This is a genomic window from Enterobacter sp. DC1, assembly GCF_000568075.1.
Classification (GTDB): Bacteria; Pseudomonadota; Gammaproteobacteria; order Enterobacterales; family Enterobacteriaceae; genus Enterobacter; species Enterobacter asburiae.
The window spans coordinates 227,162-253,966 of the sequence record NZ_AZUA01000005.1 but is presented as its reverse complement, the minus strand read 5'-3'; the positions used below and the strand labels follow the sequence as shown (position 1 = coordinate 253,966).

General features: G+C 54.9%; 27 protein-coding genes and 6 pseudogenes. 16 read left to right on the top strand and 17 right to left on the bottom strand.

From position 1 onward, the window contains the following. Positions 1 to 181, top strand: a pseudogene (locus P346_RS23320) (malate permease); the annotation flags it as partial. Positions 182 to 603: 422 nt separating this feature from the next. On the opposite strand, the pseudogene P346_RS0121850 reads toward P346_RS23320, so the two are convergent. The 5 genes and pseudogenes from P346_RS0121850 to P346_RS0121845 all read right to left on the bottom strand — a co-directional run. Beyond that, positions 604 to 1,435 (bottom strand): annotated as a pseudogene (locus P346_RS0121850) (phage tail protein); the annotation flags it as partial. After that, complete coding sequence (locus tag P346_RS05985; protein WP_032661382.1) at positions 1,432 to 2,037, bottom strand: phage tail protein I; 606 nt, start codon at positions 2,035 to 2,037, stop codon at positions 1,432 to 1,434. The pseudogene P346_RS0121850 and the gene P346_RS05985, both read right to left, overlap by 4 nt. Beyond that, on the bottom strand, positions 2,030 to 2,791 hold the full coding sequence (locus P346_RS05990; RefSeq protein WP_032661379.1) for a baseplate J/gp47 family protein: 762 nt from the start codon (positions 2,789 to 2,791) through the stop codon (positions 2,030 to 2,032). Before P346_RS05990 ends, P346_RS05985 begins: the two co-directional genes overlap by 8 nt. After that, entirely contained in the window at positions 2,778 to 3,137 is a 360-nt protein-coding gene (locus P346_RS05995) for a GPW/gp25 family protein (RefSeq protein ID WP_032661376.1), read from the bottom strand. Before P346_RS05995 ends, P346_RS05990 begins: the two co-directional genes overlap by 14 nt. Further along, a pseudogene (locus P346_RS0121845) lies at positions 3,134 to 3,711 on the bottom strand (phage baseplate assembly protein V). Before P346_RS0121845 ends, P346_RS05995 begins: the two are co-directional and overlap by 4 nt. 86 nt (positions 3,712 to 3,797) lie before the next feature. Here P346_RS0121845 and P346_RS06000 point away from each other — a divergent pair. Together P346_RS06000 and P346_RS06005 are read left to right on the top strand one after the other, a co-directional pair. Beyond that, positions 3,798 to 5,030, top strand: a complete 1,233-nt coding sequence (locus P346_RS06000) for an AAA family ATPase (protein ID WP_032661373.1) — start codon at positions 3,798 to 3,800, stop codon at positions 5,028 to 5,030. Then, on the top strand, positions 5,030 to 5,683 hold the full coding sequence (locus P346_RS06005; RefSeq protein WP_032661370.1) for an HNH endonuclease: 654 nt from the start codon (positions 5,030 to 5,032) through the stop codon (positions 5,681 to 5,683). The genes P346_RS06000 and P346_RS06005 overlap by 1 nt, the downstream gene beginning before the upstream one ends. Before the next feature lie 27 nt (positions 5,684 to 5,710). Here P346_RS06005 and P346_RS06010 read toward each other — a convergent pair whose 3' ends face one another. The 3 genes and pseudogenes from P346_RS06010 to P346_RS23600 form a co-directional block, all read right to left on the bottom strand. Further along, positions 5,711 to 6,154 (bottom strand): phage virion morphogenesis protein, encoded by a 444-nt coding sequence (locus P346_RS06010; protein ID WP_032661368.1) that lies wholly within the window; start codon positions 6,152 to 6,154, stop codon positions 5,711 to 5,713. Next, positions 6,147 to 6,548 (bottom strand): phage tail protein, encoded by a 402-nt coding sequence (locus tag P346_RS06015; RefSeq protein WP_233456522.1) that lies wholly within the window; start codon positions 6,546 to 6,548, stop codon positions 6,147 to 6,149. The genes P346_RS06010 and P346_RS06015 overlap by 8 nt, the downstream gene beginning before the upstream one ends. Then, positions 6,541 to 6,615 (bottom strand): annotated as a pseudogene (locus P346_RS23600) (Rz1-like lysis system protein LysC); the annotation flags it as partial. The gene P346_RS06015 and the pseudogene P346_RS23600, both read right to left, overlap by 8 nt. Here P346_RS23600 and P346_RS0121840 point away from each other — a divergent pair. Then, positions 6,607 to 7,752: pseudogene (locus P346_RS0121840) on the top strand (phage terminase large subunit family protein); the annotation flags it as partial. The pseudogenes P346_RS23600 and P346_RS0121840 overlap by 9 nt on opposite strands. Beyond that, a pseudogene (locus P346_RS0121835) lies at positions 7,752 to 8,734 on the top strand (phage portal protein). The pseudogenes P346_RS0121840 and P346_RS0121835, both read left to right, overlap by 1 nt. A gap of 70 nt (positions 8,735 to 8,804) precedes the next feature. On the opposite strand, the gene P346_RS22690 reads toward P346_RS0121835, so the two are convergent. Both P346_RS22690 and P346_RS22685 read right to left on the bottom strand, forming a co-directional pair. Next, positions 8,805 to 9,245, bottom strand: a complete 441-nt coding sequence (locus P346_RS22690) for a hypothetical protein (protein ID WP_071995985.1) — start codon at positions 9,243 to 9,245, stop codon at positions 8,805 to 8,807. Next, complete coding sequence (locus P346_RS22685) at positions 9,242 to 9,889, bottom strand: S1 family peptidase (RefSeq protein WP_071995984.1); 648 nt, start codon at positions 9,887 to 9,889, stop codon at positions 9,242 to 9,244. Before P346_RS22685 ends, P346_RS22690 begins: the two co-directional genes overlap by 4 nt. Before the next feature lie 379 nt (positions 9,890 to 10,268). On the opposite strand from P346_RS22685, the gene P346_RS06020 reads away from it, so the two are divergent. The 4 genes from P346_RS06020 (at position 10,269) to P346_RS06035 (ending at position 13,251) form a co-directional block, all read left to right on the top strand. Continuing rightward, the gene (locus P346_RS06020) at positions 10,269 to 10,589 is read left to right on the top strand and encodes a metalloregulator ArsR/SmtB family transcription factor (protein WP_032661355.1); all 321 of its coding nucleotides are present in this window, start codon (positions 10,269 to 10,271) and stop codon (positions 10,587 to 10,589) included. Positions 10,590 to 10,629: 40 nt separating this feature from the next. Next, positions 10,630 to 11,919, top strand: coding sequence for an arsenic transporter (locus P346_RS06025; RefSeq protein WP_032661353.1), 1,290 nt, complete (start codon positions 10,630 to 10,632; stop codon positions 11,917 to 11,919). A 12-nt stretch (positions 11,920 to 11,931) separates the two neighbouring features. Further along, on the top strand, positions 11,932 to 12,363 hold the full coding sequence (gene arsC / locus P346_RS06030; protein ID WP_032661352.1) for a glutaredoxin-dependent arsenate reductase: 432 nt from the start codon (positions 11,932 to 11,934) through the stop codon (positions 12,361 to 12,363). Between the two features lie 117 nt (positions 12,364 to 12,480). Beyond that, positions 12,481 to 13,251, top strand: a complete 771-nt coding sequence (locus tag P346_RS06035; RefSeq protein WP_032661351.1) for an SDR family NAD(P)-dependent oxidoreductase — start codon at positions 12,481 to 12,483, stop codon at positions 13,249 to 13,251. Here P346_RS06035 and P346_RS06040 read toward each other — a convergent pair. After that, entirely contained in the window at positions 13,248 to 13,799 is a 552-nt protein-coding gene (locus tag P346_RS06040; RefSeq protein ID WP_032661349.1) for a TetR/AcrR family transcriptional regulator, read from the bottom strand. The genes P346_RS06035 and P346_RS06040 overlap by 4 nt on opposite strands. An 81-nt stretch (positions 13,800 to 13,880) precedes the next feature. Between P346_RS06040 and P346_RS06045 the strand changes: the two genes are divergently transcribed. Next, positions 13,881 to 15,095, top strand: coding sequence for an MFS transporter (locus P346_RS06045; RefSeq protein ID WP_032661348.1), 1,215 nt, complete (start codon positions 13,881 to 13,883; stop codon positions 15,093 to 15,095). Continuing rightward, the gene (locus tag P346_RS06050; protein WP_032661346.1) at positions 15,085 to 15,897 is read left to right on the top strand and encodes a Cof-type HAD-IIB family hydrolase; all 813 of its coding nucleotides are present in this window, start codon (positions 15,085 to 15,087) and stop codon (positions 15,895 to 15,897) included. Before P346_RS06045 ends, P346_RS06050 begins: the two co-directional genes overlap by 11 nt. A 119-nt stretch (positions 15,898 to 16,016) precedes the next feature. Here P346_RS06050 and P346_RS06055 read toward each other — a convergent pair whose 3' ends face one another. Further along, positions 16,017 to 17,249, bottom strand: coding sequence for an MFS transporter (locus tag P346_RS06055; protein WP_032661345.1), 1,233 nt, complete (start codon positions 17,247 to 17,249; stop codon positions 16,017 to 16,019). Between the two features lie 168 nt (positions 17,250 to 17,417). Between P346_RS06055 and P346_RS06060 the strand changes: the two genes are divergently transcribed. From P346_RS06060 to deoR, 3 genes are all read left to right on the top strand, one after another. Beyond that, positions 17,418 to 18,146, top strand: coding sequence for a phosphatase PAP2 family protein (locus tag P346_RS06060; RefSeq protein ID WP_032661342.1), 729 nt, complete (start codon positions 17,418 to 17,420; stop codon positions 18,144 to 18,146). 7 nt (positions 18,147 to 18,153) lie between these two features. Then, positions 18,154 to 18,762: an undecaprenyl-diphosphate phosphatase gene (gene ybjG / locus P346_RS06065; RefSeq protein ID WP_032661339.1), complete on the top strand. Its 609-nt coding sequence runs from the start codon at positions 18,154 to 18,156 to the stop codon at positions 18,760 to 18,762. 67 nt (positions 18,763 to 18,829) lie between these two features. Further along, positions 18,830 to 19,588, top strand: a complete 759-nt coding sequence (gene deoR / locus P346_RS06070) for a DNA-binding transcriptional repressor DeoR (RefSeq protein WP_032661337.1) — start codon at positions 18,830 to 18,832, stop codon at positions 19,586 to 19,588. Positions 19,589 to 19,683: 95 nt separating this feature from the next. Here the strand turns inward: deoR and dacC are convergent, their stop codons facing one another. After that, positions 19,684 to 20,889 carry a serine-type D-Ala-D-Ala carboxypeptidase gene (dacC, locus tag P346_RS06075; RefSeq protein ID WP_032661393.1) on the bottom strand — a complete coding sequence of 402 codons (1,206 nt, stop codon included), beginning with the start codon at positions 20,887 to 20,889 and terminating at the stop codon, positions 19,684 to 19,686. Positions 20,890 to 21,129: 240 nt separating this feature from the next. Here dacC and P346_RS06080 point away from each other — a divergent pair, with 240 nt between their 5' ends. Next, positions 21,130 to 21,756: a glutathione S-transferase family protein gene (locus tag P346_RS06080; protein WP_029739931.1), complete on the top strand. Its 627-nt coding sequence runs from the start codon at positions 21,130 to 21,132 to the stop codon at positions 21,754 to 21,756. On the opposite strand, the gene P346_RS06085 is transcribed toward P346_RS06080, so the two are convergent. Both P346_RS06085 and bssR read right to left on the bottom strand, forming a co-directional pair. Then, positions 21,757 to 22,875 (bottom strand): PQQ-dependent sugar dehydrogenase, encoded by a 1,119-nt coding sequence (locus P346_RS06085; protein WP_032661334.1) that lies wholly within the window; start codon positions 22,873 to 22,875, stop codon positions 21,757 to 21,759. A 107-nt stretch (positions 22,876 to 22,982) separates the two neighbouring features. Then, on the bottom strand, positions 22,983 to 23,366 hold the full coding sequence (bssR, locus tag P346_RS06090) for a biofilm formation regulator BssR (RefSeq protein WP_023310914.1): 384 nt from the start codon (positions 23,364 to 23,366) through the stop codon (positions 22,983 to 22,985). Positions 23,367 to 23,582: 216 nt separating this feature from the next. Here bssR and rimO point away from each other — a divergent pair, with 216 nt between their 5' ends. Beyond that, positions 23,583 to 24,908, top strand: coding sequence for a 30S ribosomal protein S12 methylthiotransferase RimO (gene rimO / locus P346_RS06095; RefSeq protein WP_032661331.1), 1,326 nt, complete (start codon positions 23,583 to 23,585; stop codon positions 24,906 to 24,908). A 63-nt stretch (positions 24,909 to 24,971) separates the two neighbouring features. On the opposite strand, the gene gsiD is transcribed toward rimO, so the two are convergent. Both gsiD and gsiC read right to left on the bottom strand, forming a co-directional pair. Next, on the bottom strand, positions 24,972 to 25,883 hold the full coding sequence (gene gsiD / locus P346_RS06100; protein ID WP_024908682.1) for a glutathione ABC transporter permease GsiD: 912 nt from the start codon (positions 25,881 to 25,883) through the stop codon (positions 24,972 to 24,974). A gap of 1 nt (position 25,884) precedes the next feature. Beyond that, on the bottom strand, positions 25,885 to 26,805 hold the full coding sequence (gene gsiC, locus P346_RS06105; protein ID WP_032661329.1) for a glutathione ABC transporter permease GsiC: 921 nt from the start codon (positions 26,803 to 26,805) through the stop codon (positions 25,885 to 25,887).

Sequence of the window (26,805 nt, the reverse complement as noted above, 5' to 3'; positions counted from 1 at the left end):
GCTGGCGGTGCTGCTCTACATGCTGGGCATGCTCGGCCACAAGCTGATTGGCCTGCCTGCACCAGTTGGGATGCTGTTTATGGCGGTCCTTGGGGAGGCCTGCCACCGCGCCCCCCCCCCCCCTCTGGGAGGGGCCCCGGGGGGGGACAAATTCTTTTCTTGGGGGCCATCCTCCCCAATAACTTCCTCCCCCATGACCTGAACCTCCACCACCTGTCGGCAAAGTACTGTCTCCTGGTGCATCACTACCGCAACCACCTATGATGTTTATATCTCCCCTCTCCAACGCCACCATTTATTCCCTGTACACCGTCACCCCGGTTGCGGTAACTAAATTATCAAATGAACTATGGCCACCATCATTTCCCGCCATACCGCCCTTACCTACTGTTATTTGATAATTTAATTTATCAATGGAAAGATATTTTATTGCAGTTCCACCGCCTCCGGCACCGCGAAATCCAGCTCCGGGCGTTCCTGTGCCCGAACCACCACCTTCAGTAACAAAAACCCGGACATTGTTAAGAACAGAAGAAGGGGTGTAAATTCCACTTGCTATAAAAGAACAACATCCAATCAAACGACCAGGAATACCATCAGCGAATTCTAGATATTGAAGAATACCCTCTGCATTTCTACCACTAAGATCTAATAATGTTGAATCTAAAGGTTGTTTGCGTGCCAGAGCATTAGTTACTGTTGTAGCAAAATTAGGATCATTGCCAAGAGCCTCAGCCAATTCATTAAGTGTGTTCAAAGCTTCAGGTGAAGAATCAACCAGAGCAGTAATTGCTGCTTGCACAAACACCGTATTGGCAAGCTGCGTGGAATTATTGCCTGCCTCCGCCGTCGGCGCTTTTGGCGTGCCGGTGAATGTCGGACTGGCTTTTTGCGCATACTGCGTATGGGGATCGCTGGCGGCGGTATGCTTTGCCATCAAATCATCCACATACACCTTCAACTCCAGCACCTTGTCATCCACGTATTTGCGGGTTGCCAGCACCACTGCGGGGTCAATTATCAGGATGATATTATCGGTACTGCTTGTAATCAGCACCATGCGCACGGTCTGCGTGCGTCCGCTCCCCTCCGCCAGCTGCGGCTTGTAGCTCTCCGGGCAGTTACCGACAGCAATCAGCGCGCCGCTTTCATCAAACAGACCAACCTCACGAATCCACCAACCGCCCTCAGTTTCGGGTATCACCTGCTCAGCGATCACCTGGCTGCTGTTCTGCGGATCGATATAAAGCATATTGAGAGCTGCACGGCGTTTTTCACCGACCAGCTTTGTCTGTTGTGCGTTTGGCGTTGGCAGCACGCCGCCGCCATCCCCCACCGCCATCTGTGTAATTTTCAGCGGAACACCGAGAGCGGCGGCATTTGCCAGTTTCGCCGCGCCGATATCCGTCAGCAGGGTATAAAATTTTGCGCTCATGGGTTCACTCTCATTGTGTCAATAACATGGACGGCGCCGCCCTCGTAGGCAGAACCGCCGGAAATGATGGTTTCGTTGATATACGGGTAAATCGTGATTTCTTCGCCGCTGTAAGTGGCGGCCCCCACAAAATATGGTCCGCCTGTCTGCAGATTTATGGACATGCCGATCAGATGCCTGCTGCAAGGTTTGGCGTCACCGATGAGGCGCTCCAGCTCCAGATAGGTTTCCTCTGTTATGCCCTGGTCCTGCACCCCAATATCCAGGCGAAACGTGCCCGGCGCCTCGCCGGTCTGCCACCATTCAATGATGCGGATTAGAAAGCCGAACGGCTCCACCACACGCCGCACAGCGCTGGTTGTGCCCTTGTGCTGATGGATATAGAACGCATCCTGCACCACGCGGCGCTTCACGCTCTCCGCCCATCCTTCGTCCCAGCGATCAACCGAAAAGGCCCACGCCAGATACGGCAGAAACTTGACCGGGCATGTTGCCGGGTTCCATAAATCCCGCAGCGGCACTTGCAGATCGGAAATGCCGCTGCAGGTCTGAGCAAGACGGCGCTCAAGCGGCGATGAACCAGGAGGAAGCAGACTATTCATCCGTTCCCCCGTTGGTTACGCTCCATTCCGTACATGAAGCGGCTTGTGTCTTATCCATCACCGGCTCAGCTTCTGGCCCCGGGTAAAGAAAGATCGTTGCATCCACGCTGTACGGAATAATTTCAGCGCTGCGCACCGTCAGACGGTCAGCAACCGGCCGCACGTTCTCACTGTTAAGCGCCTGTTCAACCACCGCCAGCAGGTCCGCCGCTGCCGTTCCGTCGCCCCCACGGCTCAGTACCGTAAGCACCACCTCCGCCGGTGCCGGGCTGGTTGCGCTGGCGTCAGCGACTCGCCCATCCGTGCTTTTAGCGTGAAACTCATAAGCCGCCGTTGGTCCCGCAACGGACACCCCCTCAAATGCAGCAGGAACACGCAGGCGCAACGCCTCGTCACTTTCCATTACCGCTGCGACCGGTGGTACCGCGTCGTTATCGGCAGGTGTAACCGTCAGCCGCTTCACGTTGTAGTTGGCCGCCATCTGATCGAGATCACCGCCCAAGGCATAAGCCACCATGACCGCCTGCGCCGCCTCGTTGATACGCTGGCGCAGCAGGATTTCCCGGTACGTGTTTTCCTGCAGTTGTTTGGTGATGGGTTCAGATTCCAGCTCAAGCGTGCGCCGCACCGCGTCCTGTTCATCTGCCGGATACAGGGCCACAAAGGCGGCCTTACGCTCAGCCAGCAGGGATTCAAAGTCCGGCACGTCAACGATTTGCGGCGCGGGGAGCTGGGAAAGGTCAATGACTGCCATTGTCTGCTCCTGTTGATACCGAAAGAGAAACAGGCGCGCCGTTATTGCGCTTCCCAGTTAGCTCGACCACCATGGAGCCGTCAAAGCTGCTGTTGATAGTGATGGAATCCAGCGTAAGCCGAGGCTCCCAGCGAATCAGCGATACGTAAACAGCCGCCATAATCTGCAGGCGCAGCGCCGGGTTCTGGGGCTGGTCAATCAATGCTGACAGCAGGGAACCATATTCCCGGCGTGCTATACGGCTTCCCTGGGGAGTCAGCAGAATATCCCTGACCGACTGCCGCAAATGGTCCGCATCAGAAATGGCTTTGCCATTGTCCTGATTCATACCGATATACAGCGTCATACAGGACCTCCAGATGTATCGCCGCCGGACTTAACGCCGGTATGACCGTGTTTATCGACTACGATCCCGTTAGAACTCATGGCGCCGCCGCCCTGGGTGACGCCACCATTGATCACCACCTCGCTGTTTATGCGCGTGTTACTTGCTTCCACCACAAACTCCCCGTTTTCAGGGTTATGTTATCTGCCGCCTCGATCACCATGGATTTGATACCCCGCACATGCCAGCGGCCGGTCGCGGGCTCATATTCAAACCATCCACCGTCCGGGTATTCCGTGACGCAGCCGTCCACTGAGTCCGACGGCGGCGCGAACTGATTGGAATAGATCGCAGGTAAGGCAAAAGCGGTTTCCAGATTGCCGCCCATACTCAGCACCACCACCTGCTCATCCGGCGACGGGCACCACCATGTACGGGCACCGCCTGCGCGCAATGTCAGCCAGTTAATCCAGTTGGTTTAAAGCTCGCCCACTTTCACCCGGCACAGCCAGTTTTCCCGGTCCACTTCGGTTACGGTGCCGGTGCGGATCAGATTGGTGATAAGGCGCATAATTTCGGTTAGTTGTGCGTTCATAAGCTCCACTTTTTGATGGACTATATTTCAATTCGGTTTATATTCTTCATTGAGCGGTTTGTATCAACTACTACACAAGAGGAAATATGCTTACAGCAATAAACGAAATTTCGATCCCTATCCCATTTACCGAAAAAAAGGCCGAACTCGTCCTTAACGGAAAAAATCTAATAATCACCGGAGGTAACGGTAGTGGTAAAACCAGCTTTATAAATTCTATTTACGAATATTTAAAGGAAGGGCTAGATCAACCAAGAAACAATAACAGACAGCAGCTTGAGCAACAACTTAGCAGTCATGAAACCCAAATTAGAATAGGAGGTCGCGATAGTAGCTCTTATTCATGGTATCAACAAGAAATTATAAAAATAAAAAAAAGACTTCATGCCTTAGATAATTTCCACATAACAACATTTTCAAATAATAGCGCAGAAACTCGCTCTCTCCTTCGTTTCCACAAGGCTCTTAGAGAAGCAGCAATTACTGCCCCGCAGTATGTGCCAAGGCTTTCTGCTTTATTCGAAGAGAATGCTCACTTTTCTAATGAAAAAGATGGGGACAACATTTTTGAGAATTATTTGATTAGTCTGAAAACATCACAAAGCTACGCAATTTCTTTCGATAAGGATGAAGAAAAAGCAAAAAAAATTCAAAATTGGTTTGATAAAATAGAAATGGATCTACAAGGTCTATTTGAGGACACACAGCTCAAACTAAGGTTTGATAGTACTGAAGGAAAATTTTATCTTCATCAAGACATGAAAGATAAATTTACTTTTCAGACGCTTTCGTCCGGGTATTCTTCAATATTAAGAATATACGCGGATTTGATTATGCGTATAGAAATGTGGGAACTGACCCCTGAAAGTATTGAAGGCATTGTTTTCATAGATGAGATAGATGCCCACTTACATGTTTCCCTTCAAAAAAAGATACTACGTTTTTTTAGTAATTCTTTCCCCAAAATTCAATTTATTGTTACAACTCATTCACCCTTTGTGGTTTCTTCTGTTACTGATGCCGTGATCTATGATTTATCCAGCAATCAACAAATAGTTGATGTATCGTCTTATTCAAATAATATCATCCTGCAAGAGCTGTTTGGTGTTAACCCAATGTCGATAGTATTATCTGATAAGTTAGAAGAAATCGAAAAAATCATACAAGACTTAGATAATAATAATATTGAAACTGCCATAAAAATAATACAGTCGCTCGCTTCATCGGAAGAATCAATGGACACTGAGGCCAGCGCATTTGTGGATTTTGCAAAACTTCAAATCATCAAATTCAAAAAAGAAAATGCTCAGGAGAAATAATGTTTAGAGTTAACAGAACATACCCTGCGCCAGTATCATTGGCTCGTAAATTACGTTATGACGGCCCCGACGTACATGAAGCCTTACAGGAATGTTTTTTTGGGAAATGTTACATTTGTGAAAATAAAGATCCTTTAGATATAAATATTGAGCATTTCGTCTCAAGGAAAAATGATGATGAAAAATCTTATGACTGGGATAATCTCTATTTATCCTGCGGCCGTTGCAATAATATAAAACTAGCAAAGCATGATGAACTACTTGATTGCTGCAACGAAGTTGTATGGAATCGTATAAAGCTACTACCTGGATTTTCAGCAAGAGCTAAAAAAGTAACCGTAGAACCACTATTTAATGATAAAAAAACTATAACCACTGCCGATCTACTCGAAAAAGTATATAACAGTGACCATACGATAAATAAAAGACTAACATCAGCCGCATTACGCTCACAAATAACAAAAACAACGCAAAAACTTATCAGAAACATCATTGAATATTATGAGGATGATACTCCAATCGATCGAAAGCTATATCTCATTGAAAAAATTAAAGTTTTGATAAGACGTGATGCTAAGTTTTCAGCATTTTGCAGATGGATTGTCCTCGACGATGCTGAGCTTTGTGAGATTTTGGAACCCTTCATGGACTAATAATGCCTTGACATACATAAAGTTTAGTTAAGTTAACCAGCGTAATAATGTATTCATTGTGGCCTCCATTACTCCATCATTCACGCCCAGCAGACGGCGCTGCGAGTAGCGGACCTCCGGGCCATTGCGTCTGACTCGATCACGCAGGCCATAATGGTGAACACGGGCGATGCGCTGGACTTTCCCATCAAACTGCACGGTGGCAGAGTTCGCAGTGGCTGCGGTTTTCAGGTATTTAGTGGTGCGCAATTTGGCGAACATCTGGCGCTTGATGCGCCCCTTTTTACTTCTGGCCGTCATCCGGCGCGGCTTAAAGGCTGTGCCGTCTGGATTGCGCTGCAGCCTGATGTTTTGCTGTTGCGACCGACGCAGCTCCTGCGCCAGTTGTCGCATCATACGGTTGCGGGCTGCCGGTTCCAGATTCGCCAGCAGGGCCGCCAGCCAGTCATCCACCCTCTGCAGGTCATCCACGTTTCACCGTCCACATTTCTTCGGGTACGTCTGGTTCCGGCACCGCTTCAACGCTCGATACGGTGCCATCTGTGCTGACAATCACGCGCTCCGTGAGCTGCAGATTGAGGCTGAGATCACACAGATCGTTGCTCAGGATATCGACGTCAAAGGTAAAAAGTTTTTCGCGCAGCTCCGGGTTGTTGATGGCGTCCGGTTGATTGGTCATTAACCAGAGCAGCACGGGCGCCATCACTAAATTCTGGTTGCCGCTAAAATCTTCAATCACCACGTTCAGGGTGTAGCGATATTCCCATGACATTGAACGGGCGCCGGTTGCGACCAGCGAACCGTTATCAACAAAAAGGTGCAGTTTGTCCGGGTTGTCACGGACATACGCCACCGATTTATTCAGGGCGTTGCGTAAGGACTGCGGCTTGTTCACTGTCTCGCTCCTGACACGCAATGATCGTGTCGACTTTGCCAAAGAGGTTCATGTGGAGCTGAAAGGCGACCCGATGACGCTCAGTAACGGGGCGTGCCTATACTTTCTCGGCACCAACACCCGCACGGCGCAGAGCTACCACGGCAATCTGTACCTTGATGAATATTTCTGGGTCCCGAAATTCCAGGAGCTGCGCAAGGTTGCCTCCGGTATGGCCATTCACAAGAAATGGCGACAAACGTATTTCTCCACGCCGTCCAGCCTGACGCACAGCGCCTATCCGTTCTGGTCCGGTGCGCTGTTCAACCGGGACCGCAGCAAAGCTGACAAGGTGGACATTGACCTGACCCACGGCAATCTTGCGCGCGGCGTGCTCTGCCCGGACGGACAGTACAACCAGATTGTCACCGTGGAGGATGCGGTGTGCGGCGGCTGTAACCTGTTCGACCTGGACCAGCTGCGCATGGAGTACAGCCCGGACGAATACGAAAACCTGCTCATGTGCGAATTTATTGACGACCTGGCGTCGGTATTCCCGCTCAGCGAACTGCAGGCCTGCATGGTGGACAGCTTGGAAGTCTGGACCGATTTTCAGGCGCTGACGTTGCGCCCGTTTGGCTGGCGCGAGGTCTGGATCGGCTATGACCCCGCAAAAGGGACACAGAACGGTGACAGCGCAGGTTGTGTAGTCATGGCAGCACCAGCCGTGCCGGGCGGCAAGTTCCGCATTCTGGAGCGTCACCAGTGGCGCGGTATGGACTTCCGCGCCCAGGCTGACGCCATCAAACAGCTGACGCAGCAGTACAACGTGACCTATATCGGCATCGACTCAACCGGCGTCGGTCACTGTGTTTATGAGAACGTGAAAGCGTTCTTTCCTGCCGTGCGGGAGTTTGTCTAAAACCCCAACGTCAAAAACGCCCTGGTGCTTAAGGCCTACGACATTATCAGCCACCGCCGCCTGGAGTTTGACGCCGGGCACACCGACATTGCGCAGTCCTTTATGGCAATCCGCCGGGCCACAACCGCCAGCGGCAACCGCCCCACCTACGAAGCCAGTCGCAGCGAAGAAGCCAGCCACGCAGATTTGGTCTGGGCAACGATGCACGCACTGTTTAACGAACCGCTGCAGGGCGAAGCCGCCAATACCAGCAACATTGTGGAAATTTTTTGATGGGCAAGATTAAGAACCGTCGTGCAGTGAATAAGCACAAAGTACAACACAGCGGCGGCGCTACTGCTGAAGCGTTCAGTTTTGGCGACCCGATCCCCGTGCTGGATCGCCGCGAGCTGCTGGATTACGTGGAATGCGTACAGATGGACAGGTGGTATGAACCACCCATGAGTTTTGACGGCCTGGCCCGTACCTGCCGCGCCGCCCTACATCACAGCTCGCCGATTGCCGTGAAGCGCAACATCCTGACCATCACATTTATCCCACACCCACTACTGAGCCAACAGGCATTCAGCCGCTTTGTGCAGGATTATCTGGTGTTTGGCAACGCCTATCTTGAGAAACGAACAGGCTCGGCAGCATTCTGGCGTTGGAACCGTCGCTGGCGAAATACACCCGCCGTGGGATCGACCTCGACACCTACTGGTTTGTGCAATACAGCATGACCACACAGCCATATGAGTTCACCAAAGGCAGCATTTTTCACCTGATAGAGCCGGACTTAAACCAGGAGATTTACGGCCTGCCTGAATACCTGTCCGCCATCCCCTCAGCCCTACTCAACGAGTCTGCTACGCTGTTCCGCCGGAAGTACTACATCAGCGGCAGCCACGCGGGTTTCATCATGTACATGACCGACGCCGCGCAGAACCAGGAGGACGTGAACAATATCCGCCAGGCGATGAAAAGCGCCACAGGTCCGGGCAACTTCTGCAACCTATTTATGTACTTGCCTAACGGTAAAAAAGACGGGATTCAGATCATCCCGTTGTCAGAGGTCGCGGCAAAGGATGAGTTTCTGAATATCAAGAATATCAGCCGGGATGACATGATGGCTGCTCACCGCGTTCCGCCGCAGATGATGGGGATCATGCCGAGTAATGTTGGAGGGTTTGGTGATGTGGAGAAGGCCAGTCGTGTTTTTGTTAGAAATGAGCTAATACCACTCCGAAAAAGAATAATGGAAGTTAATGAGTGGTGAGACATGAAAATCATTCAAATTCAGCATGATGATTTATAAAAAAACGCCCTAAAAGGGCGTTTTTTTAACATTATGTAGTTGGTCCCAATGAACACCATGCATTAACTCCCATTTTTGACACAGCAATCAGCATAATTACTACAGCAGGGGCAATCAGTGCTGCTGTTGAACCCAAAGAAACTGCAATGGCCGAAGATATCACTCCTACAAGATAGGTTTTAAAATCACCAGTCAATGCTCCTAGCCCTTCTCTCTCCTGAGTATATTTATCACCGCCACACAAAAAAGCCTTAAATTCTAATTTAAACTGCTCAACAAAAGCTTTCCGCCCAGGTATTTTTGAATTATCACCACCAAATTGCGATACTGAACTTGGGCCTGATGCAGTCAGCCATAGCTCAAGAGCCTTTTCTTCATCACCACTTTCTAGAAAAGTTCTAATAGATGAAGATTGATATTTTTTTAAAGTAGATAACCAAGCCTCTGCATCTTCATTTGGTATAATAATCATAACATATCCTTAATATATTCTGCAGAAACTGCATAGGTTGTTTGATGTAGCTCCGCAGGGTTAACCCCCCCAACAAATACAGAACCTACAGAATTGTTTGCATAAGCACCGACCAACACACCTATTACTGAGTTATCTTTTAAATTGAATACTATTGAACCTGATTGACCAGGTCTAGTTTGAATGTTTATAACTGCATGCTTAGACTTCATATTGCTGCTTGAAAGAAGCACCTTAGCACCAATCATTGCTGTTTGGAACGTCAATATCTTTCTACCCTCACTGCAGTGAGGGTAGCCTAAAATACCGACATTCTCGCCCACACCAACACTATCAAAAGAAGAAAGCTTAAGGTTTGGGCCACTAAAACTTGCACCTTTAAGTTTTAATACACACAAATCTTTTATTGGATCCTCGTCGACAATCTCAGCGGGGACACATTGGCACATATTAACACTGGTGTCCTGGTAACTATTAAATTCATTTATATCAGGTACGGAAATCACGAGGTTTGATGAAAAACCATTAATCACATGACGAGATGTAATTATTTGGTTATTAGAAATAAAAAATCCTGTTCCTAAAAATTGAATCGAACCTGCATTTATTGCACCAACAACGACAACGTATCCAGGACCAATCATAATAGCTCCATTTTATATTACATTTTAGATTCGAACTAAAAAGATACTCAACCAAATCTTGAATATCAAGATGCTTAAGCGCACTCGTATCTCCGCCATGCCTACCCGCTTTGTGTACTGGTTTTCATGCAGGTGCATGACAGTCCGGAAAGCGCGCCAGTTCTGGCGACCCCAACCGGTTGCGATCATTTTTGGATCATGCGAATCCATGCACCATAGACATGCACTGCGTTCTCAAACCGCAGGATGCCATATGGGAGGGATTTACATGAATGGGTTTTTTGTTGCCTGAAATTCCCCTTACTCAATTTCACCTTCTCTCCCGCCATTAAAACACATATGATTAAACGCATATAAAAACACGCTATCAGGAACTCCCATGCTCCACCCGCTCCAGCTCTTCAAAACCCTCTCCGACGAAACGCGGCTCGCCATCGTCATGCTGCTCCGTGAAGCGGGCGAACTGTGCGTCTGCGATCTCTGCGCCGCAACCACCGAGTCGCAGCCGAAGGTCTCCCGCCACATGGCGTTGCTGCGCGAGTCCGGGCTGGTTATCGATCGCCGTGAAGGGAAATGGGTCCATTACCGTCTCTCTCCCAACATGCCTGCGTGGGCGGCAGCCGTTATCGACAACAGCTGGAACTGCCTGCGGGAAGAGATGCGCATGAAGCTTAAAAACCGACTTTCAGGCTCGTGCTGATCGCATCACATTCACGAAAACAGATATAATGGAGTAAAAAATGTTTCTGGCAGGGGCTATTTTTCTGTTTACGCTGGTACTGGTCATCTGGCAGCCCAAAGGGCTCAGTATCGGCTGGAGCGCCAGCATTGGCGCCGCGCTGGCGCTGGCCAGCGGCGTAATTGACATTAACGATATTCCGGTGGTGTGGAATATCGTCTGGAACGCCACGGCAACATTTATCGCCGTCATCATCATCAGCCTGCTGCTGGATGAGTCCGGCTTTTTCGAGTGGGCGGCGCTGCACGTTGCCCGCTGGGGGAACGGTCGCGGGCGATTGCTGTTTACGTATATCGTGCTGCTGGGTGCAGCCGTGGCGGCGCTGTTTGCCAATGACGGTGCGGCGCTGATCCTGACGCCTATCGTTATCGCCATGCTGCTTGCGCTGGGGTTCAGCAAGCAGGCCACGCTGGCGTTTGTGATGGCTGCGGGTTTTATCGCCGATACCGCCAGCCAGCCGCTGATTGTGTCCAACCTGGTCAACATCGTATCGGCAGACTTCTTTAAGCTGGGGTTCAGCGAATACGCCTCGGTGATGATCCCGGTAGATATCGCCGCGATTGCCGCAACGCTGGTGATGCTGCATCTCTTCTTCCGCAAGGAAATCCCCCCGGAATATGACCTGGCAAAACTCCGCGAGCCCGCGCGGGCCATTCACGATCTCCCGACGTTCAGAACGGGCTGGCTCGTCCTGCTCCTTCTGCTCGTCGGTTTCTTTGTGCTTGAACCTCTCGGCATTCCGGTCAGCGCCATCGCGACCGTCGGCGCGCTGATTTTATTCGCTGTCGCAAAGCGCGGACATGCGATAAACACCGGAAAAGTGCTGCGCGGCGCACCGTGGCAAATCGTCATCTTCTCGCTGGGGATGTATCTGGTGGTGTATGGCCTGCGCAATGCCGGGCTGACGGAATATCTCTCAGGCGTACTGAACAGTCTGGCCGGACACGGGCTGTGGGCCACCACGCTGGGGACCGGGTTCATCACCGCGTTCCTGTCATCCATAATGAACAATATGCCCACGGTGCTGATTGGCGCGCTCTCCATTGATGGCAGCACGGCGACGGGACTGATTAAGGAAGCGATGATTTACGCCAACGTGATTGGCTGCGACCTGGGGCCGAAAATCACGCCTATCGGTAGCCTCGCCACCCTGCTCTGGCTCCACGTGCTGGCGCAGAAGAACATGACGATTACCTGGGGCTACTATTTCCGGACGGGCATCATTATGACGCTGCCGGTCCTGTTTGTGACGCTCGCCGCGCTGGCGCTACGTCTCTCCTTCACACTGTAATGAGCCACTGATATGAGCCACATCACCATTTACCACAACCCGGCCTGCGGAACCTCGCGCAACACGCTGGAGATGATCCGCAACAGCGGCACGGAGCCAGAGATTATCCTTTATCTGGAAACCCCGCCGTCGCGCGATAAGCTGACCGCCCTGATTGCCGAGATGGGCATTTCGGTGCGGGATCTGCTGCGTAAAAACGTGGAGCCCTATGAACAGCTGGGCCTTGCCGACGATAAGTTCACCGACGATCAGCTTATCGATTTTATGCTGCAACATCCTATCCTGATTAACCGTCCGATCGTGGTGACGCCGCTGGGCACCCGCCTGTGCCGCCCGTCTGAAATCGTCCTCGACATCCTGCCGGATGCGCAGAAAGGGGCGTTTACGAAAGAGGATGGCGAAGCCGTCGTGGACGCCAGCGGCAAAAAAATCTCGCCAAAGTAACCCGTTGATAATGGCGCAGTAAGGCCTGCCAGCCGCATACCCCACCCGCCGGACAGGTTGCATCAGCCGAAACCCGGCACATACTTCTGAGGTTGATCCTGATGAGGGTATGCAGGTATGGGCTTGAAAAACAAAACTGCCGTCATCTTCGGCGGCAGCGGTGCCATCGGCAGTTCAGTGGCGCACGCTCTGGCGCGTAAAGGGGCGGATGTATACCTCGCCGCACGCGACCACGCCAGGCTGGAGCAGGTCGCCAGCCGTATTCGCGCCGCGGGAGGGTCCGCCAGCACGTTTATATTCGATGCGCTCGATGATTCCTCGCAGCTCCCGGACCTTGCCCGCATTGATGTCGTCGTCAACGCCACGGGCTTTATGCACGATCAGGGCAAACGCCTTGAGTCGTTAACGCTCGGCGAGTTCAGGCAGGGTTTCGCCCCCTTCCTGGCCGCGTACTTTAACATTGCAAAAGCCGCGTCGCCCCGCATGGGCGGCGAGCATGGCGGGACCATAATTACCGTCGTCGCGCCCGCCGCCAACATGACGATGGCGGGCCACCTCGGGCATATCGTCGGCTGCGCGGGAACGGAAGCCTTGACCCGAGCGCTTGCGGCTGAGCTGGGGATACACAATATTCGCGTGCTGTGCGTGCGTTCGCACGCGATAGCCGATGCGGTGCAGGCGGGTTCGTATGTGGGTGCCATTTTCACCGCTAAGGCGCAGGCGATGGGGATCACGGTTGAGCAATTTCTCGGCGGTGCCGCGCAAAGTACCCTGACGCATCGCCTGCCAACGCTGGCACAGGTGGCAGACACAATTACGTTTCTGGCCTCAGATGCGGCAGGCGCCATCACGGGAACTACCGTCAATATGACCGCGGGCGCAACCTAGCGGCCGCCCTCGCCCGCAATTCTCCCCACCATCGTCCGAATCTCCTCCCGGGTTAACGGCGCCCGGTCGGTGACATAGTGCAGCGTCATCCCTTCGATAAACGCGTCCAGCGCGCGGGTGGTGACCGGGTCGAACCACTGTTCGAGCGTGGTCTGGCTCATCTTCATCCAGTCCTGCATCACCGTTTTCAGCGCCGCGCTGCGGTGCATAAAGGCGTAGAGCTGATACATCAGCGCCATGTTGTGCGGCGTGGTCACCTGCGAGCTGTGGATCAGCGTGGTGATGGATTCGCACGCCATTTCCGGCCCGGTGACGCCAGCGAAGAAATCCCGGTACTGCTGCGACATCTGCCGGGTAAACCACGTGAAGGCCTCCTCCAGCAGCGGCTCCATGCCGTCGAAATAGTAGGTCATCGACCCCAGCGGCACGCCCGCGCAGGTGGCGATTTTACGGTGCGTGACGGCGTGAATACCGTGCTCGGCGATGGTATCGAGCGTTGCCTGCAGGATCTTCTCCCGTCGATGCGGATCGTTCGGTGGTCTGCTCATAAATTCCTCACGTGGTTTGTGTACAAATGTACACAAACTTGCTAGTGTTGTCGCTATTGTTGTACTTCTGGTGCTACCCCAATGACGCAGACCTCTCCCCGTAAAGCCCTGCAGCGACGCCTGTGGGCGCTGTTTATGTTCTTCTTCATTCCCGGCCTTCTGATGGCCTCCTGGGCCACGCGCACCCCCGCCATTCGCGATATTTTGTCCGTTTCTACCGCCGAGATGGGCATCGTGCTGTTCGGCCTGTCGATAGGCTCCATGAGCGGCATCCTCTGCTCCGCGTGGCTGGTAAAGCGCTTTGGTACGCGAGCGGTGATCCGCACCACCATGTGCTTTGCCGTGTTCGGGATGGGAATATTAAGCGTGGCGCTGTGGTTTGCCTCGCCGGTGCTGTTCGCCCTGGGCCTGACGGTATTTGGCGGCAGCTTCGGTTCGGCTGAAGTTGCCATCAACGTTGAAGGGGCGGCGGTCGAACGTGAGATGAACAAAACCGTGCTGCCGATGATGCACGGTTTTTACAGCCTCGGCACGCTGGCCGGTGCGGGCGTGGGGATGGCGCTGACGGCCACCGGCGTAAGCGCTAATCTGCATATCCTGCTGGCGGCGCTGGTGTGCATCATTCCTATCCTGACCGGCATCCGGGCGATCCCGGACGGCACCGGTAAGAACTCCGCTGACGAACAGCACTCGGCCGAAAAAGGGCTGCCCTTCTACCGCGACTTCCAGCTGATGCTGATCGGCGTGGTGGTGCTGGCGATGGCGTTCGCCGAAGGCTCCGCCAACGACTGGCTGCCGCTGCTGATGGTCGACGGTCACGGATTTAGCCCGACCTCCGGCTCGCTGATTTACGCCGGGTTTACGCTGGGGATGACCGTGGGTCGCTTCACCGGCGGCTGGTTTATCGACCGCTACAGCCGCGTGGCGGTGGTGCGCGCCAGCGCCCTGCTGGGCGGGCTGGGTATTGCGATGATCATCTTTGTCGATGTGGACTGGATTGCCGGGGTCTCGGTGATCCTCTGGGGACTGGGCGCGTCGCTCGGCTTCCCGCTGACCATTTCAGCCGCCAGCGATACCGGCCCGGATGCCCCGACGCGCGTCAGCGTGGTGGCAACCACGGGCTATCTCGCCTTCCTGGTCGGGCCGCCGCTGCTCGGCTTCCTCGGCGAGCACTACGGGCTGCGCAGCGCCATGCTGGTGGTGTTAGGGTTGGTCATCATCGCGGCGCTGGTGGCGCGCGCGGTGGCAAAGCCGGAAACGAATCAAACGACACTGGAGAAGGGATATGAGCGTTAAACTGATCGCCGTCGACATGGATGGTACTTTTCTGAGCGATGCCAAGACCTATAATCGGCCGCGCTTTCTGGCGCAGTACGCCCGCATGAAGGCGCAAGGCATTCGATTTGTGGTCGCCAGCGGCAACCAGTATTACCAGCTGATCTCCTTTTTCCCGGAGATTGCGCATGAGATTGCGTTCGTCGCCGAAAACGGCGGCTGGGTCGTGAGCGAAGGTGAGGATGTCTTTAACGGCGAACTGTCGAAAGCCCATTTCGAGACCGTCGCGAACGTCTTAAACGAGGTTCCTGGCATTGAGATCATCGCCTGCGGGAAAAGCAGCGCGTACACGCTGAAATGCTATGACGAGGGCTTTAAGGATATCGCGGCGAAGTATTACCACCGCCTCGAAATGGTCAGCGATTTCGACAACCTGAACGATATTTTCTTTAAGTTCGGGCTTAACGTTTCTGACGATGAAATTCCGCGGATTCAGGCGCTGCTGCATGAAAAGCTGAGCAACATCATGGTGCCCGTTACGACCGGCCACGGCAGTATCGACCTGATCATCCCCGGCGTGCATAAAGCCAACGGCCTGCGGATCCTGCAAAAGCGCTGGGGCATTGACGATAGCGAAGTGGTGGCCTTCGGCGACAGCGGCAACGACGTGGAGATGCTGCGTCAGTCCGGGTTCAGCTTTGCGATGGCGAATGCCAGACCGCATATTAAAGCGGTGGCGCGTTTTGAAGCGCCGCACAATAACGATGAAGGCGTTTTAAACGTGATTGAGAAGGTGTTGAACGGGGAGGCGCCGTTTAATTGAACGCGTGCGGTCTGGTGCCCTCACCCTGGCCCTCTCCCACAGGGAGAGGGGACTGTTCCGTGCTCGCCCAGATTGAGAGGGGTTGTTCCGTGCTCGCCAACAGGGAGAGGGAATAAGAATTATGGTTGCAGGGCGTTCCCGACGCGTTTGTCTTTCAGGAACACCACCATCAGGCCAACCCACAGCGCGCCGTTGGCGAGGTTAAACAGGCTGAACAGCCCGTTGCCGCCCATCGCGTAGGCATGCTTGCTCACCTCGATACCGACGGTAAAAATCAGCATCTGCAGCATCCCCATCGCCGCTGACACCGTGCCTTTACTCATCTCGCTGGCAAACAGCGTCAGGCGCACCAGCCCGGCGTTGGCCACGCCAATTCCGAAGGCATAGAGGCTGAGCCCCGCCGTCATCCAAAGATAGGCGTGGGATGACGCGACGGTCGCCACTGCAGCCAGAATCAGCCCTGCCGCAATCGGCCAGCCGCCCATGATAATCAGGGAACGCACGGTCCGGCGTGACGTCAAACGTGCCAGCACCAGGTTACCGATAATCAGCGCGCCAAAGATCGGCACCTGCAGCAGGCCATACTCATAGCTGCTGAGCTTTTCACCGCTGATGATAATGACCGGCGACTGCGCAATCCACGCCAGCAGCGGCAGGCTAACGAACCCGGTCGCCAGCGCGCCCGCCACAAAGCGGCCATTCTTCAGCACTTCTTTGTAATCCCGACCCAGCTCTTTCAGCGAGAGTTTCTCGCCGATGCGGGTGGCCGTTTCCGGCATCGCACGGTGCAGGCCAAAGAACGCGAAGGCGGCGAGAAGCGCAAAGAGCACAAACATCCCTTCCCACGGCGCAACGTGCACCCACGCGGCACCCACCAGCGGCCCGAGTAAGGGGGCAATCAGCGCCACGTTCGCCATCAGCGCGGTAATTTTGATACACACCGCCTCTTCAAACGACTCCTGAATGGCGGCATACCCCACGGCGCCGATAAAGCACAGGCTCACCCCCTGCAGGAAGCGCAGCAGGGTAAATTGTTCAATGTTTTGCGCCAGCAGCGTGGCGAGACAGGTGACGATAAACCACACCACGCCCGTGAGCATTACCGGACGACGGCCAATACGATCCGACAGCGGCCCTAACAGCCACTGCAAAAACATGCCGCCGGCCAGATAGGCGGTCATGGAGGTCGGCACCCACTCAATACCCGCGTTGTACTGCGCCACAACGGCCAGCATACCGGGCTGGATCATATCGTTGCCGATATAGGTAGAGAATTCGTAGAGCACCAGACACAGGGGGAAAAGCAACGCCTGACGACCCAGACGTGAACCAGAAGAAGAACGGTTTAACATGCAATCTCTTTATAATGACAAAATCGCGACGAGTTTAATGAAATGCCGCAGCCCGAGATAGTGATTTATCGAGGATAAACAGAAATAAAGCACATATCGTCTTCGTTTAAGGTTTCCTTAAGTTGACAGTTTTATGATAGCCCGATTATTCGTCAACGACCCCAAATTATGGCACTCACCTCCAGCCGTTCAGAATTGTCTAACTTACAGACAAATAAGACAAAACGACTTTACCGCTTGCCGGGCAGCTTTTATGGTTATCAGCTTTTCGTACTGATCGCCCTTGCCGTGCTTTTCACGTGGCTATCGCGCAATGAAGCGCTCGACAGATGGATCACCGGTTTTTGGTATGACGCGGCAACGCAGAGCTTTCCGCTGCAGAAAGATCATCTGCTGGATCTGCTGAACCACCGCCTGGCGAAGTACATCGCCATCGCCTTAGGCGCCGTGGCGCTGTTTTACGGCGCTTACAAGCGCAACGCAAGGCTGGTTACGGCGGCGCTGCTGATGGGCGTTGGCGCGCTGGTGGTGGGCGTGCTGAAAAGCGTAAGCCATCACAGCTGCCCGTGGGATCTGGTGGAATATGGCGGTAAGGCTATTTCTTATCCCCTGTTCAGCGCCGTCCCTGCCGACAGCGGTCCGGGGCGCTGTTTCCCCGGCGGTCACGCCTCCAGCGGCTTTATGGTGATGGGGCTGTTTTTTGCCTTCTGGCGCGAGCGTCCGCGTCTTGCCTGGTGCTTCGTCGCGCTGGGCGTGGTGTTAGGTCTGGCGATGGGCTACGGCCAGGTCATGCGCGGGGCGCATTTTTTCTCTCACAACCTGTGGGCCGGGTGGTGGGTCTGGTTTTCCCAGGTGGTGGTCTACGGGCTTGTTTCCACCCGGTTTGCTAAAGAGTGATAACGCTATGTTAGAGAATCTGAATTATCAGCTGTTTTATCTGATCAACGCCACGCCAGCCTCGCCTGAGTGGACGATCGATTTTGCCACCTTCCTGGCAAAGGATCTGATCAGTATCGTGCCTGCACTGGCTGCGATTCTCTGGCTGTGGGGTCCCCGCAGCCAGGTGAAGGCGCAGCGCCAGCTGGTGATTAAAGTCGCGATGGCGCTCGGGGTGAGCGTCCTGGTCAGCTACATTCTCGGCCATGCCTTCCCGCACGCCCGTCCTTTTGTGGCTCACGTGGGCTATACCTTCCTGCACCACGCGCCGGATGACTCGTTCCCGAGCGATCACGGTACGGTGATCTTCACCTTCGCGCTGGCTTTCCTGTTCTGGCATCGCCTGTGGTCCGGCGCGGTCCTGATGGTGGCGGCCCTGGCAATCGCCTGGTCTCGCGTTTACCTGGGCGTTCACTGGCCGCTGGATATGGTGGGCGGTTTCCTGGTCGGGCTGATTGGCTGCGTGAGCGCGGCTATCCTGTGGAGCCTCTTCGGTGAAGCGCTCTACCGCACGCTGTCTTCGCTCTATCGCGCCATTTTCGCTATCCCGATCCGCAAAGGCTGGATACGTGACTAACCCCAACCTGACAGGTTACACTTGAACCCCCGCCCTGCGGGGGTTCACTTTTTTATCCCGAGGAACTATGGAAACACGTCGCGATGACCGCATTGCTCAGCTGCTACAGGCGCTGAAGCGCAGCGATAAGCTGCATCTTAAGGAAGCCGCCAACCTCCTCGGCGTCTCAGAGATGACCATTCGTCGGGATCTGAACAGCGAAAGCGCCCCCGTCGTGCTGCTGGGCGGGTATATTGTGCTTGAGCCGCGCAGCGCCAGCCATTATCTGATCAGCGACCAGAAGACGCGCCTGGTGGAAGAGAAACGCAAAGCCGCACGGCTTGCGGCCTCACTGGTACAGCCGCACCAGACGCTGTTTTTTGACTGCGGAACCACCACGCCGTGGATTATCGAAGCCATCGACAGCAGCATCCCTTTCACCGCCGTGTGCTACTCCCTGAACACCTTTCTGGCGCTTCAGGAGAAACCCGAGTGCCGGGTGATCCTCTGCGGCGGCGAGTTTCACGCCAGCAACGCCATCTTTAAGCCGCTTAACCTGCACGACACGCTCAGCAATTTATGTCCGGATATCGCGTTTTATTCCGCCGCGGGCGTCAACGTGCGTCAGGGCGCGACCTGCTTTAACCTGGAAGAGCTGCCGGTGAAGCACTGGGCGTTAAGCGCGGCGCAGTACCATGTGCTGGTGGTCGATCACAGCAAGTTTGGCAAGGTGCGTTCGGCAAGAATGGGCGAGCTAGGGCAGTTTGACGCCATCGTCAGCGACTGCCGTCCGGACGACGAAATTGTGGCCCATGCAAAGGCGCAGCAGGTGAAGTTGATGTATTAAGAGGGGTGCGGCCTGATGCCCTCTCCCCGGCCCTCTCCCACAGGGAGAGGGAGAAAAAAACAGGCCGGGTAAGCGCAGCGCCACCCGGCAAAAACTTAGCTAAACCAGCTGCCAAACCAACCGTGGAATTTCATCATCACGAAATCCCACATCCGGCTGAAGAAGCCGCCCTCTTCCACCGCTTCCATCACAATCAGCGGACGCTGTTCAATCGACTTACCGTTTAGCTGGAAATCAATCGTCCCGACCACCTGGCCTTTTTTCAGCGGAGCCGTGAGCTGCGGGTCGGTCAGGGTATAGCTGGCCTTCAGGTTTTTCAGCTGACCGCGCGGAATGGTCACCGAGCCGCCTTCACCCGCCCCGAGATTGACTTCACTCTTGTCGCCAAACCAGACGCGCTGGCTGACGAACGTGGCATCCGGTTTAATCGGCGTCACGGTTTCATAGAAGCGGAAGCCCCAGGTCAGCAGTTTTTCTGACTCATTAAAGCGAATACGGTCAGTTTTGGTCCCCAGCACCACCGAAATCAGACGCATGTCGCCCTGGGTCGCGGAGGCCACCAGGTTATAGCCCGCGCCCGCCGTGGTGCCGGTTTTCATTCCGTCCACGTTAACGTTGCTGCTCCACAGAAGGCGGTTGCGGTTCGGCTGACGGATTTTATTGAAGGTAAACTCTTTCTCTTTATGGATGGCGTATTCATCCGGCACGTCGTGGATCAGCGCTTTCCCCAGCAGAGCCATGTCGCGCGCGGTACTGAACTGTCCCGGTGAATCCAGACCGTGAACCGTTTTGAACGTGGTGTTGGTTAAGCCCAGTTTTTGCGCGTAGCCATTCATCAGGCCAATGAAAGAATCCTGGCTGCCGGCAACGTAGTCGGCCAGCGCGATGCACGCATCATTTCCCGACTGAATAATTACCCCTTTGTTCAGATCGGATACGGAGACCTGATCCCCCGGCTTCAGGAACATCACCGAAGAGCCCCGCAGCGCCGGGTTACCGGTCGCCCAGGCATCTTTACCGATGGTGACCATATCGTCCAGCTTGATCTTGCCCGCTTTTAGCGCCTGGCCTACCACGTAGCTGGTCATGATTTTGGTCAGGCTTGCCGGATCGAGTTTCTCATCCGCATTCCCTTCCGCCAGCACTTTACCGCTGGAGTAGTCCATCAGGATCCAGGCGCGCGCATCCACAGGCGGCGCTTCGGGCGCAGCCTGTTCAGCTGCGTAGAGCGTTGGTGCAAACAGGAAAAGGAGCGCAGAGCCTGTCGCAAGGCTGCGCAGAGAAGTCATTTTACGCGTCATAAATGCCACCCGAGTGTCCATTCAAAAATTACGTCACATCACCGTGTCGCAAGAAGCGATGAGTAATAGCGCACTAAAACGGTTAAAGAAACCCAACGAGGGTAAAGTTATTAAAGTTTATGCAATAACATTCAGATACGCTTTGATTCAGACGATTTTTTTGTCTTCTGTTGCGTAATTGTTAGGTTTATCTCACCATGGCGAAAGCTGACCCGGATTCACATCTCATCAGGAGTAAATATGATTACGCTTTGGGGCAGAAACAACTCGACCAACGTTAAGAAAGTGCTCTGGACCCTTGAGGAGCTGGATTTACCGTTCAATCAAATCATGGCCGGCATGTCGTTCGGCGTGAACAAAGAGGCCGACTATCTGGCCATGAACCCGAACGGCCTGGTGCCGCTGCTGCGCGATGATGAAACCGACGCGACGCTTTGGGAATCCAACACCATTGTCCGTTACCTCGCCGCCCAGTACGGTCAGGGCCGCCTGTGGGTGGAAAGCCCGGCCCGTCGCGCCCAGGGCGAAAAGTGGATGGACTGGGCGAACCAGACGCTTTCGCCAACCCACCGCGTGATCCTGATGGGGCTTATCCGTACGCCGGAAGCCGAGCGCGACTATCCCGCGATTCATGCCGCCCAGGACGCCTGCGAAAATCTGTTCGCGATGATGGATGACGAGCTGGCGAAGCACGCCTGGTTCTCCGGTGAGGCGTTCGGCGTGGGCGATATCGCCGTGGCGCCGTTCGTCTGGAACCTGACCAATATGGGCCTGAAGTGGACGCCGCGCCCTCACCTTGAGCGCTGGCTAAAACAGCTGAGCGATCGCCCGGCATACCGCAACGTGGTGATGATCCCGGTCACCTGATTACGCACCGGACGGGCTGACTTTTAACAGCTGCCCGTCCGTCTCGTCGGTCAGCACATATAAATAGCCGTCCGGCCCCACACGCACATCGCGAATACGTTGATTCCGGTCGCCCAGGATTCGCCCGTCCTCCGTCACCTTATTGCCGTCCACGCTCAGCACGATCACATCCTTTTCCTTCAGCGCCCCAATAAACAGCTTGTTTTTCCACTGCGGGAAAACGTCGCTGTTGTAGAACGCCATGCCGCTCACGGCAGGTGACACTTTCCAGACGAACAGCGGTTTTTCGGTTCCCTCAACGTGCTCGCCTTTGGCTTCCGGAATTTTCAGACCGCTGTAGTTAATCCCGTGCGTCGCCAGCGGCCAGCCGTAGTTCTTTCCTTTCTCCGGGATGTTGATCTCATCCCCGCCGCGCGGGCCGTGCTCGTTTAGCCACAGCGCGTCGCTCCAGGGATTCATCGCCATCCCCTGCGGGTTGCGTATGCCGTAAGACCAGATTTCGGGTCGCGCGCCGGGGGTATTCACAAACGGGTTATCCGGCGGCACTTTCCCGTCTTCGGTGAGGCGCACCACTTTACCCTGCAATTTGTCCAGATCCTGCGCCGTCGGACGCTGGTTATTCTCGCCGAGTCCGATAAAGAGCGAGCCTTTGCCGTCGAACACCAGTCGCCCACCAAAATGGTTCCCGGTGGAGAGTTTCGGCATCTGGCGGAACACTACCTGGAAAGCGTCAATGCGCGTCAGATCGTCGCTCAGTCTGCCATAGCCCACCGCCGTTCCGGCCTTGCCGTCACTCCCTGCTTCGGCGAAGCTCAGCCAGATGCGGCGCGATTTTTCAAAATCCGGGGCGAGGACCACGTCCAGCAATCCTCCCTGACCGTTTGCCCAGACCTTCGGCACGCCGACAATCGGATCGGACAGCCCTTTTCCGGCCTGCCAGCGTTTGAGCTGACCGCCCTTCAGGGTCACCAGCAGGCCTTTATTGTCCGGGGGAAACGCCAGGGACCAGGGGTGATCGAGTTTATTTTGCAGCACCTCGACCTTAACCGCCTCTGGGGCAGCAAGAAGCGAAAACGAAATGAACAGCGCAGGCAGGGAAATTAGCGAGGATCGAGGCATAACGCGCTCCTTTATCGGCATATGGCATAAAGGTTAGCCACTGCATCCGGGCGCGTTACCACTTTTACAAAAGCTTAATCAGAAGGGGGAGTTGCCTCCCCCTGGGCTCAGTGCTGTTCAAGCTTCTCGTGCTCGTTCAGGCACATGATGCATAGAGAGAGCGTGGTCAGGCAGTTTTCAAGCTTCTCCGCGTTAACAGCGATAAAATTCGGGCAGTCGTGGCGTCCATTCATCAAACATACCCCAGCGATGGAGAGCACCTCAGCGGCTCGGCGCAGGGCGATTAGCTCACTTTCGCCGTATTTCGCCTTCAGGGTCGGTGCTTTTTCACGCATGAAATTGCAAAGTTCAAACAGGTTATCACGCAGATGTTCGCTTTCGCTGACTGACATATACCCTTTTGCCTTCCTCAACTGCAGGTACGCGGCCAGGTCGATTCGGGCGTTGATCAGCTTGTTAAGCAGATCGCGTTTAAGTCTGTCAACGGTCATGCTCTTTCCTCCTCTGTCAGCCATTGTGCATAGTCAGGATAAGTACATTTTTTGTACAGTTTAATGCCTGGGATCAATTTTTATTAACTGATTAACATTATTTACAATGTTACAACGTCTGCCCGACGCATCCGCCTTGCAAAGAGTGTATAAATCCCCCGCGATACGCTGTAAAATCCCGCCCTGATAACTCCATAATTGATGAATTTTTAACCTATGAGCAATGTTACGCACCAGCCGAAAATCGGCTTCGTCTCCCTGGGCTGCCCGAAAAACCTCGTGGATTCCGAACGCATCCTGACCGAACTGCGCACCGAGGGCTATGACGTGGTGCCAAGCTACGACAACGCCGATATGGTGATCGTGAACACCTGCGGGTTTATCGACAGCGCGGTTCAGGAGTCACTGGAAGCCATCGGTGAGGCCCTGACGGAAAACGGCAAAGTGATTGTTACCGGCTGTCTGGGCGCGAAAGTGGATCAGATCCGCGAAGTGCACCCGAAGGTGCTGGAGATCACCGGTCCGCACAGCTACGAGCAGGTGCTGGAACATGTTCATCACTACGTGCCAAAACCAAAGCACAACCCGTTCCTGAGCCTGGTGCCAGAGCAGGGCGTGAAGCTGACGCCGCGCCACTACGCTTACTTAAAAATTTCCGAAGGCTGCAACCATCGCTGCACCTTCTGCATCATCCCTTCCATGCGTGGCGATCTGGTGAGCCGTCCAATTGGCGAAGTTCTTGCGGAAGCTAAACGTCTGGCCGACGCGGGCGTGAAGGAGCTGCTGGTCATCTCCCAGGACACCTCGGCCTACGGCGTGGACGTCAAACACCGCTCCGGTTTCCACAATGGCGAGCCGGTGAAAACCAGCATGGTCGGCCTGTGCGAGCAGCTGTCCAAGCTCGGTATCTGGACGCGTCTGCACTACGTCTACCCGTACCCGCACGTTGACGACGTGATCCCGCTGATGGCGGAAGGCAAAATTCTGCCGTACCTGGATATCCCGCTGCAGCACGCCAGCCCGCGTATCCTGAAGCTTATGAAGCGTCCAGGCTCCGTTGATCGCCAGCTGGCGCGCATCAAGCAGTGGCGCGAGATCTGTCCGGATCTGACCCTGCGCTCCACCTTCATCGTCGGCTTCCCGGGTGAAACCGAAGAAGACTTCCAGATGCTGCTCGACTTCCTGAAAGAAGCGCGTCTGGACCGCGTAGGCTGCTTCAAGTACAGCCCGGTAGAAGGCGCAACCGCCAACGAGCTGGCGGACCAGGTGCCGGAAGAGGTGAAAGAAGAGCGCTGGAACCGCTTCATGCAGCTGCAGCAGCAGATCTCTGCCGAGCGTCTGCAGGAAAAAGTGGGCCGCGAGATCATGGTGATCGTTGACGAAGTGGACGAAGAAGGCGCGATTGGCCGCAGCATGGCGGACGCCCCTGAAATCGACGGCGCGGTGTACCTGAACGGTGAAACCAGCGTTAAGCCGGGTGATATTATTCGCGTGAAGGTTGAAAACGCGGACGAGTATGACCTGTGGGGTAGCCGGGTTTAATCCCCCTACTCCGCTTTTGTAGGCCGGGTAAGGCGTAGCCGCCACCCGGCACATTTCACTGCACTACCCCTTAATCCTCGGATCCAGCGCGTCGCGCAGCCCGTCCCCCAGCAGGTTAAACGCCAGCACGGTCAGGAAAATCGCCAGACTCGGGAAGATCGCCACGTGCGGTGCAATCACCATATCTGCCCTCGCCTCGTTCAGCATCGCGCCCCACTCCGGCGTCGGAGGCTGCGCCCCTAACCCCAGAAACGACAGGCTGGCCGCCGAGATAATCGACACGCCGATACGCATGGTGAAATAGACCACGATGGACGACACCGTACCCGGCAGAATATGGCTGAACAGGATCGTGGCGTCGCTGGCCCCCATGCTGCGGGCGGATTCGATAAAGGTCTGCTGTTTCAGCACCAGCGTGTTGCCGCGCACCAGGCGCGCGAACGCCGGAATCGAAAAGACCGCGACCGCAATGATGACGTTCGCCATGCCGCTGCCCATGATCGCCACCACGGCAATCGCCAGCAGAATGCCGGGGAAAGCAAACAGCACGTCGCAGATGCGCATGATGATGCGGTCCCACCAGCCTTCGTAATACCCGGCAACGAGGCCCAGCACGGTACCGATGGCCGCACCGATCAGCACCGCGAACACCCCGGCGGCAAGCGAGATCTGCGCCCCGACCAGAACGCGGCTAAAGATATCGCGCCCGAGGGAGTCCACGCCGAACCAGTGCAGCATCGACGGTCCGTCGTTAAGACGGTCATAGTCAAAATAGTTTTCCGCATCAAACGGCGCCACCCAAGGCGCAATCACCGCCACCGCAATCAGCAGCAGCACAAACAGCCCCGCGGTCATCGCGACCGGCTGACGGCGAAAACGCCGCCAGAATTCAGACCACGGGGTGCGGACGTGGTCCGGTTTTAGCCCCGGCATCGCGTTTAAAACGGCCTGACGTCGCCAGTTCAACAATCGCATCTTACTTGTACCTGATGGCCGGGTTAATGGCGGCGTAGAGCACGTCCACCACTAAGTTGATAAGAATAAACTCCAGCGAGAAAAGCAGGACTTCCGCCTGGATCACCGGGTAGTCGCGCATCTCGACGGAATCGACCAGCAGGCGTCCCAGCCCCGGCCAGTTGAAGACCTTTTCCACGACGATCGAGCCGCCGAGCAGGAAGCCAAACTGCAGCCCCATCATCGTCACCACCGGGATCATCGCATTGCGAAAGCCGTGCTTGAGAATGACCCACTTCTCGCTGACCCCTTTCGCCCGCGCGGTGCGAATATAATCTTCGCTCAGCACGTCAACGAACGAGGCGCGGGTAAAGCGCGCCATCACGGCCGAAACGGCAGCGCCCAGCGTCATGGAAGGCAGGATGTAATGCTTCCAGGTATCGGCCCCGACGGTCGGCAGCCAGCCCAGTTCGACGGAGAAGACCTGCATCAGCAGCATCCCCAGCGCGAACGCCGGGAAGGAGATGCCGGTCACCGCCAGCGCCATGCCGAGCTTGTCCGGCCAGCGGTTGCGCCAGACGGCCGCGATAATCCCGGCGCCAAGCCCAAACACGACCGCCCAGCTCATGCTGGCTATCGTTAACCAGAATGTCGGCATAAAGCGACTGGCAATCTCCTCCGACACAGGACGGCGCGACACCATCGAAATACCAAAATCGCCCTGCAGAACGTTACAGATATAGTGGATAAACTGCATATACAGCGGCTGGTCGAGGCCAAGCTGCTTACGCACCAGGTCAATAACGGTGGCATCCGCCTCAGGCCCGGCAACCAGACGCGCCGGATCGCCCGGCAGCATATGGACAAACAGAAACACCAGGACCGCCACAATCAGCAGCGTCGGAATAAGCCCCAGCAGGCGTTTACAAACATAATTCAGCAT